Annotated in this window: 11 protein-coding genes; 3 read left to right on the top strand and 8 right to left on the bottom strand. The window is 63.9% G+C overall.

The features are described 5' to 3' along the window. Positions 1-72: 72 nt before the first annotated feature. Positions 73-669 (bottom strand): L,D-transpeptidase, encoded by a 597-nt coding sequence (locus LB520_RS28940; protein WP_224640202.1) that lies wholly within the window; start codon positions 667-669, stop codon positions 73-75. Positions 670-753: 84 nt separating this feature from the next. Between LB520_RS28940 and LB520_RS28935 the strand changes: the two genes are divergently transcribed. Continuing rightward, entirely contained in the window at positions 754-1,437 is a 684-nt protein-coding gene (locus tag LB520_RS28935; protein ID WP_095769573.1) for a response regulator transcription factor, read from the top strand. A gap of 266 nt (positions 1,438-1,703) precedes the next feature. Then, entirely contained in the window at positions 1,704-2,159 is a 456-nt protein-coding gene (locus LB520_RS28930) for a cyclic nucleotide-binding domain-containing protein (RefSeq protein ID WP_224634513.1), read from the top strand. Positions 2,160-2,442: 283 nt separating this feature from the next. Here LB520_RS28930 and xth read toward each other — a convergent pair whose 3' ends face one another. From xth to tesB, 7 genes are all read right to left on the bottom strand, one after another. Further along, positions 2,443-3,249 (bottom strand): exodeoxyribonuclease III, encoded by an 807-nt coding sequence (gene xth, locus LB520_RS28925; RefSeq protein ID WP_224640201.1) that lies wholly within the window; start codon positions 3,247-3,249, stop codon positions 2,443-2,445. 225 nt (positions 3,250-3,474) lie between these two features. Further along, the gene (locus LB520_RS28920; protein WP_140846382.1) at positions 3,475-4,143 is read right to left on the bottom strand and encodes an outer-membrane lipoprotein carrier protein LolA; all 669 of its coding nucleotides are present in this window, start codon (positions 4,141-4,143) and stop codon (positions 3,475-3,477) included. A 285-nt stretch (positions 4,144-4,428) separates the two neighbouring features. Beyond that, positions 4,429-7,107, bottom strand: coding sequence for a DNA translocase FtsK (locus LB520_RS28915; protein ID WP_224640200.1), 2,679 nt, complete (start codon positions 7,105-7,107; stop codon positions 4,429-4,431). A 224-nt stretch (positions 7,108-7,331) separates the two neighbouring features. Then, positions 7,332-7,610, bottom strand: a complete 279-nt coding sequence (locus LB520_RS28910) for a hypothetical protein (RefSeq protein WP_140698272.1) — start codon at positions 7,608-7,610, stop codon at positions 7,332-7,334. 264 nt (positions 7,611-7,874) lie between these two features. After that, the gene (locus tag LB520_RS28905) at positions 7,875-9,158 is read right to left on the bottom strand and encodes an ammonium transporter (protein WP_318012153.1); all 1,284 of its coding nucleotides are present in this window, start codon (positions 9,156-9,158) and stop codon (positions 7,875-7,877) included. A gap of 94 nt (positions 9,159-9,252) precedes the next feature. Further along, on the bottom strand, positions 9,253-9,591 hold the full coding sequence (locus LB520_RS28900; protein WP_006327120.1) for a P-II family nitrogen regulator: 339 nt from the start codon (positions 9,589-9,591) through the stop codon (positions 9,253-9,255). Between the two features lie 247 nt (positions 9,592-9,838). Then, positions 9,839-10,702 carry an acyl-CoA thioesterase II gene (gene tesB / locus LB520_RS28895; RefSeq protein WP_095769566.1) on the bottom strand — a complete coding sequence of 288 codons (864 nt, stop codon included), beginning with the start codon at positions 10,700-10,702 and terminating at the stop codon, positions 9,839-9,841. A 103-nt stretch (positions 10,703-10,805) separates the two neighbouring features. On the opposite strand from tesB, the gene LB520_RS28890 reads away from it, so the two are divergent. Further along, entirely contained in the window at positions 10,806-12,083 is a 1,278-nt protein-coding gene (locus LB520_RS28890) for a ubiquinone biosynthesis hydroxylase (RefSeq protein ID WP_224602389.1), read from the top strand. The last annotated feature ends 223 nt before the right edge of the window (positions 12,084-12,306 follow it).

Here is a 12,306-nt window from a genome sequence, read left to right as displayed (position 1 = left end):
GCCTACTGCCTACTGCCTACTGCCTACTGCCTACTGCCTACTGCCTACTGCCTACTGCCTACTGCCTACTGCCTACCTCACCACCTTCACCACCGTCCTGTCCGACAGCAACGGAAGCAGCCTCGCCATGGTTCGTGCCGTCACCGCCACGCAGCCTTGCGTCGGCGTGAAGCCCGGCCGGGCCAGATGGAAGAAGATCGCGCTGCCGCGCCCGCGCCGGCGCGGTGCGATGTTCCAGTCGAGCACCAGGCAGACATCGTAAAGCCGATCGTCGCGCTTCATCCGCTCATGGCTGGCGCCATAGGGGATCTTGACCGGGCGATTGTAGTTGCGGTCGTCCGGAACCTCGCACCAGCCGAGGTCCGGGCCGATCGGCGCCATCGGCAGCCTCGTCCTGCGTCCGCCCGCGAAATGATCGCCCCGGAAATAACCTGACAGGATGCGCATCGACGCCAACGGCGTCGCGCCGTCCCCTTCATGCTTGTTGGCGGAGATGCCGCCGCGCCCCAAAGCGCAGGGAAACACCGTCTTGCCGACTTGCAGGAAGCCTTGCGCGGGATTGCCGGGGCGCGCGCGCACCACCAAAACGTTCAAGCCCTTCGGCAAAAATGCGCCCGACGCATTGCGCGCACGTTTTTTCTTGTATGATTGGGTCACGGAACAAATCACTGTGATCGGCTGTTGCGCCGGTGAGCTTCCGCATAAATGGGGGGAGGTCAACTGAATATTCTTTTTAAAACAACGGATTGATCCATGACATCACGTACCATTCTGATCGTTGATGACGACGACGACTTGCGAGCCACCCTGGTTGAGCAGCTGGCGCTCTACGAAGAATTCGACGTCCAGCAAGAAGCGACCGCCGCAAAAGGCGTTGCCGCGGCGCGCAGCGGCGTCGTCGACCTGCTCATCATGGATGTCGGCCTGCCCGACATGGATGGCCGCGAGGCGGTGAAGATCCTGCGCAAGGGCGGCTACAAGGCGCCGATCATCATGCTGACCGGCCACGACACCGATTCCGACACGATCCTGGGTCTCGAGGCCGGCGCCAACGACTATGTGACCAAGCCCTTCCGCTTTGCCGTGCTGCTCGCGCGCATCCGCGCCCAGCTTCGCCAGCATGAGCAGAGCGAGGATGCCACCTTCTCCGTCGGCCCTTATACGTTCAAGCCCAGCCAGAAGCTGCTGATCGATCCGCGCGGCGCCAAGGTGCGGCTGACCGAGAAGGAAGCCTCGATCATCAAATACCTCTACCGCGCCGACCAGAAGGTGGTGACGCGCGACGTTCTTTTGGAAGAGGTCTGGGGCTACAATTCCGGCGTCACCACGCACACGCTGGAGACCCATGTCTACCGGTTGCGCCAGAAGATCGAGCGCGATCCTTCCAATGCCGAAATTCTTGTGACAGAAAGCGGCGGCTACAAGCTGGTTCCTTAAACATTTCATGATCAAGAGCAATTCCAGGAAAAGTGTGAAACGGTTGGGCTCGGCGGCTTCGCCGAGGACGACCGTCCGGAATTGCGTCGAAACAAACATTTAGGGCGGTCGGGCGGGACCGCTTCGGGTACGATCCTGGTGCTGGAGGGTGATGGGGTCGGCTCGTTGCACGCATCGCATGATGCACGGTGGAGCGTTTCGCGAGCCCAGGAGGGCGCGCCGCTCCAAAGGAGGGACTGGACTGACCGCTCGGGGACACAGCTAGGATGGCGCTGGATGACGACATCCGCATTCTGTCAAGCGTGAAGCTTTTCCAGGGCTTCACGCAGGAACAGCTGCGCCTGCTTGCCTTCGGCGCCGAGACCACCGTGCTGCAAGCCGACCATAAGCTGTACCGCGAGGACGATGTCGCTGATTCTGCCTATATCGTGGTCAGCGGTTTGATCGCGCTCTATCGGGAGCTGGGCGGCGAACGCGTGCCGATCGGTACGGCAGGCCCAGGCACCATGCTGAGCGAACTGGCGCTGATCGCCGATACCAACCGGCTGACCAGCGCCTCGGCCGCGATCGACTCGGAAGTGATCCGATTGAGCCGCAAGATGTTCCACCGGATCCTGGAAGAATATCCGGAGATCGCGGTGCTTTTGCATGAGCGCATCCTGGAGGAATTCCAGCAGATGATCGCCCGCATTGAGGCGCTGGCGCCCAGGTTTACGGAGTAGGATGGCGCCGGCCAGAAAGCGCCTTCGTCATTCTAGGGCGGAGCAAGGAGCGAAGCGACGCGCGCAGACCCTAGAATCCATTCCGTGACGTTGACGCTTCGCCGCGTTGCAGAATGAGGTTTTCTGGGCGAAGCGGCCTGCCCAAGGCTTCTTTGTTCTGCATCGTTGCATCCTTCGGCACCGGTAACGGAATGGATCCTAGGGTCTGCGCGCCGCTACGCGGCGCTCCGCCCTAGGATGACGAACGCGAAGGTTTGCGTCTCTTAGCCGCCGACGTCGAACCTCAATCCAATTCAAACTTCGCAATCACCGGCACATGGTCGGACGGCTTCTCCCAGCCGCGCGCCGCCTGCAGGATCTCGTAGCCGGCGAAAGCCGGCACAAGGTTGGCGGATGACCAGATATGATCGAGACGGCGGCCGCGGTTCGAGGCTTCCCAGTCCTTCGCGCGATAGCTCCACCACGTGTAGAGTTTCTGCTCGGCCGGCACATTGAGCCGCATCAGGTCGACCCAGCCGCCGGCCGTGCGCATCGCCTCGAAATTTGTCGTCTCGACCGGCGTGTGGCTGACGACGTTGAGCAATTGCTTGTGCGACCAGACGTCGTGCTCCTGCGGTGCGATGTTCAGGTCTCCGACCAGGATCGAGGCGGACGATTCGTCCCCGCTCGCCGGTACGGAGTTCATCTCGTAGACGAAATCGAGCTTGTGCCTGAATTTGCGGTTGATCTCAGGATCCGGCTCGTCGCCGCCGGCCGGCACGTAGAAATTATGCACCAGCACCGACTTGCCGCCCGCCTGCACCCAGACCGACAGATGCCGGCTGTCGTCGATCTCGCAGAACCGTCGCTTTTCGACCAGCTCGATCGGGCGGCGGGCGACGGTGGCGACGCCGTGATAGCCCTTCTGGCCGTGGAACAGGATGTGCTCGTAGCCCGCCTTGCGGAAGGCTTTTTCCGGGAACAGCTCGTCGGGAACCTTGGTTTCCTGCAAGCAGAGCACATCGGGTGCATGCTCTTTCAGGAGCCGCTCGACGATCGGCATGCGCAGGCGCACGGAGTTGATGTTCCAGGTGGCGATGGTGAAGGGCATTCAGGCGGGTCCGGCAAGAGATCGCCGATCTAGTGCCAGCCGCGCGCAGTAAAGACAAGCCGGACTATGCCCTTCGCCAGGTCGTAGGTTCGCTGAGATTCAGGTCAGGACGAGCCGAGAATGGTGGCTTCCGAGAACCGGAGCGGAGCGTACTTGAAGTACGTGAGCACCGGAAGCGCAGGAAGCCGCCATTCGCAGGCCGGCCTCACCTGAATATCGGCGGACCTACCTGGTCTTGGTATTGAGCTCTCTGTTCGCCGTATAGTCGATCGCGAAAGTGTCGGCCGGGAAGTTGCCGCCTTCCTTGACGTTGAAGATCATCACCGTCGTGTCTTTCCCTTGAGCGTCGGTGATCGTCCACTGGCGCAGCTCGTAGGTCTTCGGATCGAACATCATGGTGATCGTCGCATTGCCGAAGACCGACTTGTCGGAAAGCTTGATGGTGGTGAGGTCGTCCTCTTCCTTGACGGCCTTGACGCGCCCGCCGGAGAGGTCGATGCGGTCATCGAGCAGCAATTTCAGCGGCGTCTTCGACAGCGGGTAGAGGTCGGAGGTGTTGAGCTTCTTATTGAGGATCACCACCGACTTGCCGTCGGAGATGACGCGGAAGTTCGAGGATCCGTCATAGTTGAAGCGGATCTTGCCCGGACGTTCGAGGAAGAACTTGCCGCCGGTCTGCTCGCCTTTCGGCCCGAACTGGACGAACTCGCCGCTCATCGACTTCACCGAGGAGAAATGGTCGGCGATCTTCTGCGCCGCCGGCGGCACGGCGGCCTGCGCGGCGGCCATGAGTTGATAGCCCGGCACGAGATTGAGAGCGGCGGCTCCGCCAAGCATCAGGCCGAGGCCAAGGACCTGGCGGCGGGTGAGGGCAAATTCGGTCTGGGTCTTCATGCCGGTCACTTTCTGTGATTCGTGTCGCCGCAGTTTCTGGACTCCCACTAGGGCCTAAGTTTGGCGGGTAGGCGAGAGCCCGCATTGAACGCGCCAGACGATTTCCGGTTGCCTGCTGACCCGGATCGGTGTCTCGCCGCGCCAGGGTTTGTCGAGATTCAGGTCAGGCCGAGTCGAAAATGGTGGTTTCCGAGAACTGGAGCGGAGCGTACTTTTCGTACGTGAGCACCGGAAGCGCAGGAAGCCATCATTTGCAGGCCGGCCTCACCTGAATATCGATAAGCCCTAGAATTTGTCCTCTTCTGTCGGCACCAGGATCTCACGTTTGCCGGCGTGATTGGCCGGGCCGACAATGCCTTCCTTCTCCATCTTCTCGATGATAGAGGCGGCGCGGTTATAGCCGATGCCGAGCCGGCGCTGGATGTAGCTGGTCGAGGCCTTGCCGTCGCGCAGTACCACCGCCACCGCCTGGTCGTACGGGTCGTCGGAATCCTCGAAATTGCCGCCGCCACCGCCGCCGGAGCCGCCCTTGCCCGACGGACCGTCGTCGTCGTCCTCCTCGTCGTCCTCGGTGATGGCGTCGAGATATTCCGGCACGCCCTGCAGCTTCAGATGCCCGACGACCTTCTCGACCTCGTCGTCCGAGACGAAGGGGCCGTGGACGCGCTGGATGCGCCCGCCGCCGGCCATGTAGAGCATGTCGCCCATACCGAGCAGCTGCTCGGCGCCCTGCTCGCCAAGAATGGTGCGGCTGTCGATCTTCGACGTCACCTGGAAGGAGATGCGGGTCGGGAAATTGGCCTTGATGGTGCCGGTGATGACGTCGACCGACGGGCGCTGCGTCGCCATGATCACATGGATGCCGGCGGCGCGCGCCATCTGCGCCAGGCGCTGCACCGCGCCTTCGATGTCCTTGCCGGCCACCATCATCAGGTCGGCCATCTCGTCGATGATGACCACGATATAGGGCATCGGCTCGAGATCGAGGTCCTCGGTCTCGTAGATCGCCTCGCCGGTCTGGCGGTCGAAGCCGGTCTGCACCGTGCGCGAGATCTTTTCGCCCTTCTTCTCCGCCTGCTGGACGCGCGCGTTGAAGCCGTCGATGTTACGCACGCCGACCTTGGACATCTTGCGGTAGCGGTCCTCCATCTCGCGCACCGTCCATTTCAGCGCGACGACCGCCTTCTTCGGATCGGTGACGACCGGCGTGAGCAAATGCGGGATGCCGTCATAGACCGACAATTCCAGCATCTTGGGGTCGATCATGATCAGCCGGCATTCCTGCGGCGTCAGCCGGTAGAGCAGCGACAGGATCATGGTGTTGATGGCGACCGACTTGCCCGAGCCGGTGGTGCCGGCGACCAGCACGTGCGGCATCTTGGCGATGTCGACGATGACGGCCTCGCCGTTGATCGTCTTGCCGAGCGCCAGCGCCAGCTTGGCCTTGGTCGTCTCGAAATCGCGGCTGGCCATGATCTCTCTGAGATAGACCGTCTCGCGCTTGGCATTGGGCAGCTCGATGCCGATGGCGTTGCGTCCCGGAACGACGGCGACGCGGCAGGCGATCGCGCTCATCGAGCGGGCGATGTCGTCGGAAAGGCCGATGACGCGCGAGGACTTGATGCCGGGCGCCGGCTCGAGCTCGTAAAGCGTGACGACCGGGCCGGGTCGCACATGGATGATCTCGCCCTTGACGCCGAAATCTTCCAGCACGCCTTCGAGCAGGCGCGCGTTCTGCTCCAGCGCGTCCTTCGACAGGCTTGGATCCTTGGCGATGTTCTTCGGCTCGGACAGGAAATGCAGCGACGGCATCTCGAACGTGTCGGACCCGATCAGCGAGGTCTGCGCCTCGCGCTGGACGCGGGCACCCGGCACAGGGCGCGCCGCGGGCGCCGCGACGCGGGTCGCGGCATCGGAGCGGAAATTTTGTACTCTGGCGCCCGGCGCGGCGCGGCGCGGAGTGGGCGCCTCGTCGTCGAAATCGTCGAGGTCGGCGTCTTCGTCCGCCTCGTCGCCGAAAACGTCTTCATCGACCGGATCGACCGAAACGCTGCGGTCGTTGACCATGGCGGCGAAGAATTCCGGCTCGACGCGAGCGCGGCCGCCGGGGCTCATGCGGGCCTCGGCGAACTCGGCCGATTCGACCCGCTCGGCCGCGCGCCGCCAGGCGCTTGCCTTCGGTTCCATCGGCGGTTCGAACTCGTCGCGCTCGCGCCTGCGCCGCTCGGCGCGGCGATGCAGGAAGGCGCGGAACGACAGCCACCAATGGGTGATGGCGCCGAGCGCGAGTATCCCCTCATCGCCCTCGTCCTCATCCTCGTCGAACAGCATCTCGTCCTGTTCGCGCGGATCGGGCCGGGCGGCGCGCTCCGTGACGGCAAAGCCGTTCTTGCGCGCGATCAGCGCCGAGCCATAGGCGAACAGCCACAACATCGGCGCGGCGAGGATGACCGCTATGATGCTGGCGAACAGGCCTTTCGGATAACCGCCGACCGCGATGCCCGGGATTTTCAGAACCATGTCGCCGAACACGCCGCCGAGGCCGGTGGGCAGCGGCCAGGTGTTTGGCGGCGTCACGCAGCCTGCGATGGCCGCGGCGGTGAGCGCAAAGCCGAACCAGGCAAAGCCGCGCTTCGGCAATTTGTCGACGCCGCGCGCGGAAAACAGAAGGAAGCCCCAGATCACCGCCGGCACCAGCCCCGCGACGGCGGCAAGGCCGAAGAACTGCATGGCGAGGTCGGAGAACACCGCGCCGGCATAGCCCATGGCGTTGGTGACGACGTTGCTGGTGGCGTGCGAGAAGCTCGGATCGGCGACATTCCATGTGGCTAGAGCGGCAATGCCGAAGGCGGTGAACAGGAACAGCCCCGCGCCGACCAGCCGCCCGACCTGACGCCGCGCGAATGCCTGGATGCCGTGCCCCGTATCGGTTAGCGCGAGCGGTGCTGAAGCGCCTGAACGCATGCTCTTCCCCGTGATCGTTGCCTGGCCGGGCGCATGGCGCATTCCGGCAGATTCGAACGCCAGACTATCGGGGGGAAGGTTAAGGCCGCATTAACCATGGGCCTTTACCCGCATGGCGCGGAGACCATGGCGCGGAAACAAAGATGGCAGGCCTCGCGGCCCGCCACCTCCCTGTCTTCAAACGCCGATAGGATCAGGCCCTTCCGGGACCTGACCTTCCACGATCACTTGTTGGCGCCGCCATAGGCCATGAGATTGGCGCAGAATTCGGCGTGAGGCTTGCTCATCGCCGCGTCCTGGCATTCCTTCATCATCATGTCCTGCTTGTCCTTCGGCATCGAAGCCCAGGCCGCCTTGAAGTCGGCTTCCGGCTTCATGGTCTTCATGCTGGAGTCGGTGAAGAACGGGGCCATGTTGGACGGCTCATCGAGAGCACCGGCGAGTGCAACGCCGCTGATCATCGAAAGAGCCATTGCTCCCAGGACGATGTTCTTGATGTTCATCAGGTGGTTTCCTTCCCTCTTGTTCTGGGGGACGCCTTGATGACGCCCGCTATCCCAGTACGGAATCTGACGGGCTGATGTTTCATGCCGGCGGATCAAGTGAATGTGATCGAAACGGCTTGGATCATCGCCCGACAAAAAGGAGGCCCGGAAGGGTGTTCCGGGCCTCAAGGCGTGAGCCCCTTTCGAGAGCGTCACGACGGGATCTTGGGAGGAATTCCGGGCCGGCGGGAGAGGATCCGCCGGCCCTTGGCGAAGTCTGCCTTACGGCACAACTTCGCCGTGCTGGGTGACGTCGAGGCCTTCGACCTCTTCCTGGGTCGACGGACGCAGGCCGACCAGAGCCTTGACGATGTAGAGGATCACGAAGGTGGCGATCGCCGTCCACAGGATGGTGAAGGCGATGCCGTAGAGCTGCTTGCCGACCGAGGCGTCCTTGCCGAGGGCGTTGATCGCCGGATCTGCCAGCGCGCCGGTGAGCAGCGCGCCGACGATGCCGCCGACGCCGTGGACGCCGAAGGCATCGAGCGAGTCGTCATACCCGAAAGCATGCTTCAGCTTGACCGCCGAGATGTAGCAGACCACGCCGGCGATGATGCCGATGATGAAGGCGCCGGTCGGGTTGACGAAGCCGGAAGCAGGCGTCACCGCGACGAGACCGGCGACGGCGCCCGAGATGATGCCGAGCACCGAAGGCTTCTTGGCGACGATCCATTCGGCGAACATCCAGGCCAGCGCCGCGGCGGCGGTGGCGACCTGCGTGTTCATCATCGCCGCGCCCGCAAGGCCGTCGGCAGCCAGTTCCGAACCGGCGTTGAAGCCGAACCAACCGACCCACAGCAGCGACGCGCCGATCACCGAATAAACGAGGTTGTGGGGCGCCATGTTGGTGGTGCCGTAGCCCTCGCGCTTGCCGAGCACCAGCGCGCAGACCAGGCCCGCGACACCAGCGTTGATATGGACGACCGTGCCGCCGGCGAAGTCGAGCACGCCGGCCGAACCGAGGAAGCCGCCGCCCCACACCCAATGCGCGATCGGCGCGTAGACGAAGACCAGCCACAGGCCCATGAAGATCAACAGCGCCGAGAACTTCATGCGCTCGGCAAAGGCGCCGGCGATCAGAGCCGGCGTGATGATGGCGAAGGTCATCTGGAACATCGAGAAGACGAATTCAGGAATGTTCGCCACGCCCGGCGCCCAAAGCGTCGAGACGGTGATGCCGTGATGGAAGAATTTCGAGAAGCCGCCGAGATAGGCGTTCGTGGCGCCGCCGTCGGAGAAGGCGAGCGAATAGCCGAACATGAACCACAGCACCGTCACCAGGCAGGTGATGGCGAAGCTCTGCATAATGGTGGCGAGCACGTTCTTCTTGCGCACCATGCCGCCGTAGAACAGCGCCAGGCCGGGAATCGTCATCATCAGCACCAGCGCCGTCGAAGTCAGCATCCAGGCGGTGTTGCCGGTGTCGAGCGCCGGCGCCGGCGCGGCGGGCGCCGCGGCAGTAGCTGCCGGGGCGGCCTCCTGCGCGATGGCGGCGACGGTGCTCATGGCCACGAGCGCGAGCGAAGCGGCCGCGCGTCCCGTCGTCTTCAAGGTGGAAGGAATATTCATTGAACTCTCCGTTGGAATGGATGGTCGCCGCTTAGAGCGCGTCGGTGTCTGTTTCGCCGGTGCGGATGCGTACCGCCTGATCGATGCCGAAGACGAAGATCTTGCCGTCGCCGATCTGACCGGTCTTGGCGGCCGCAGTGATGGCTTCGACGGCCTTGTCGACCATGTCGGCGCCGACCGCGACCTCGATCTTGATCTTGGGCAGGAAGCTGACCGCGTATTCCGCGCCGCGATAGATTTCGGTATGGCCCTTCTGACGCCCGTAGCCTTTGACCTCGGTGACGGTCAGGCCCTGGATGCCGACGGCGGTTAGCGCTTCGCGCACCTCGTCGAGCTTGAACGGCTTGATGATTGCCATCACGATTTTCATAAGGTTTCACCCTTTGCTGTTGCGGTCCCCCGCGTTTGCACACCTTCACCGATCCCGAGGAGCCGGAGAGTGCCCGACAGGATTCAAGCTCCGTGCCAATTGCCGAAGCAGGGTGTTAACCTGTTGTAAACAAAGAGAATGGGCGATCGGTGCACATCATTCGCGCACGGGCATGGCAGCATGCCTGCTTATAAAATAGGCAAAAAATCGAAAATGCACGTATTCCAGGCAGTAGCCTGAAGCCGGCTCAGCGTTTCAGCCGGATCAGGCCTTCCTGGGCGACCGAGGCGATTAGCGTCCCATCCCGCGCGAACAGCGAGCCGCGAGTGAAGCCGCGCGACCCTTGCGTCGACGGGCTGTCCTGATTGTAGAGGATCCAGTCGTCCAGCGAATGGCTGCGGTGGAACCACATTGCGTGGTCGAGGCTGGCGGCCTGGATGTCGCGGTCGAAGATGGCGCGGCCATGCGCGAAGGTCGAGGTGTCGAGCAGCGTCATGTCCGAAAGATAGGCAAGCACGGCCGCCTGAATGGCGCGGTCTTCCGGCACCGGGCCGGTGGTGCGGATCCAGATGTTCTGCTGCGGCTCCAGTTTCTCGCGGCTCGTGTAGTGCTTCAGCATCACCGGCTTCATCTCGATCGGCCGGTCGCGCTCCCAGTAGCGCCTGATGCCTTCCGGCACCGCCTCGCCGAACTTGCCGAGCAGCTCGCGTTGTGTGAGCAGCGTGTCGGGCGCCGGCACGTCGCGCGGCATCGGCAGCTGATGCTCGAGCCCGACCTCGTCCTGCTGGAAGGACGCCTCCAGCGAGAAGATCGCCTGGCCATGCTGGATCGCCACCACCCGGCGCGTGGTGAAGGAGCCGCCGTCGCGGATGCGGTCGACCTCGTAGACGATCGGCAGCTTGGTATCGCCCGGCCGCATGAAATAGCCGTGCAGCGAATGCACGTGGCGTTCGGGCTCCACCGTGCGCTGGGCGGCCACCAGCGCCTGGGCGATGGTCTGGCCGCCGAAGACGCGCTGCCAGTCGACCTTGGGGCTGCGACCACGATACAGATTGTGTTCGAGCTGCTCGAGGTCGAGAATGTCGAGAAGCTCGTCCATGGCCGCGGTCATGTTTGAAATCCTTCAAGGATGTGCCATGGCCGGTTTCGGACAGGACGTGCAGGCAGTCAAGGCCGCAAACGGCAGCCGGCTGGAGCCGCGAAAGGATGATGCCATGGTCGACCGCAAGCCGAATGGAGCAGAGGCGAACGGGAGCCGCGAGGCGCCGCTCGACGTGCTCATCGCCGGCGCCGGCTATGTCGGCCTCACCGCCGCCGTGTCGCTGAAGCAGGCGCGCCCTAGCCTCGCCATTGCCATCGTCGATGCCGCCCCCGCCGGCGTCTGGCAGAAAGATGGCCGCGCCTCGGCCATTGCCGCGGCCGCCAGCCGCATGCTGGAACAGCTCGGCGTCTGGGAAGAGATCGCGCCGGAAACGCAAGCGATCACCGAGATGATCATCACCGATTCGCGCGCCGCCGACCCGGTGCGTCCGGTGTTTTTGACCTTCGACGGCGAGGTGGCGCCTGGCGAGCCATTCGCCCACATGGTGGCCAACCGCGACCTGAACGGCGCGCTGCGCCGCCGCGCCGAAAAGCTCGGCATCGACATCATCGAAGGCATGGCGGTCAGCGCCTTCGACACCAACGGCGCCGGCATCACCGTGCATCTGGCCGACGGCGCGACGCTCAAGGCGCGGCTGCTGGTCGCCGCCGATGGCGTCAATTCGAAATTGCGCGACATGGCCGGCATCAAGACGGTCAAATGGGAATACGGCCAGTCCGGCATCGTCTGCACGGTTGCGCATGAGCGCCCGCACAACGGCCGCGCCGAGGAGCATTTTCTCCCCGCCGGCCCCTTCGCCACGCTGCCGCTGAAGCCGGACAAGGACGGCACCAACCGCTCGTCGATCGTCTGGGTGGAGCGCACGCAAGATGCCAAGGCGCTGGTCGAGGGCGACGAGTTCGTCTTCGAGCACGATCTGGAGCAGCGCTTCGGCCTGAAGCTCGGCGAAATAAGAGTTGCCGACAAGCCGCGCGCCTGGCCGCTCGGCCTGACGCTCGCCCGCGCCTTCGTTGCACCGCGCTTCGCGCTGGCCGGCGACGCCGCGCACGGCATCCACCCGATCGCCGGCCAGGGCCTCAATCTGGGCTTCAAGGATGTCGCCGCCCTGGCCGAAGTCGTGGTCGAGGCCGACCGGCTCGGCCAGGATATCGGCGCGCTCGACGTGCTCGAACGCTACCAGCAGTGGCGCCGCTTCGACACGCTGCAGATGGGCATCACCACCGACGTCTTGAACCGGCTCTTCTCCAACGACATCGGCCCGCTGCGCCAGGTCCGCGACATCGGGCTGGGGCTGGTGGAACGCATGCCGAGGCTGAAGGAGTTCTTCATCCGTCAGGCCTCGGGCCTCTCCGGCGACACGCCGAGGCTGCTGAAGGGCGAGGCGATCTGAACGCCTTACTGGCCGAAGCCTAGACGACGGTCGTCATCCACGGGCGGAGCGGGAGCGAAGCGGACGCGAAGACCCGAGGATCCATTCCGTGACTTTAATCGCAGGTGCTGCGGAGCAGAATTCTGCACCGCTGCAACGCTTACAGCTCACGGCATGGCAACTGTGTTCATGCGAATGCGGTTTTGTCGCGAATGATAGCGTTGAGGACGACCAGGAGCTTCCT

It is taken from the genome of Mesorhizobium sp. CA12, from assembly GCF_020165255.1.
Taxonomy (GTDB): domain Bacteria; phylum Pseudomonadota; class Alphaproteobacteria; order Rhizobiales; family Rhizobiaceae; genus Mesorhizobium.
Note: the sequence above shows the minus strand (reverse complement) of the source record. Positions and strands in the feature narration are given on the sequence as shown.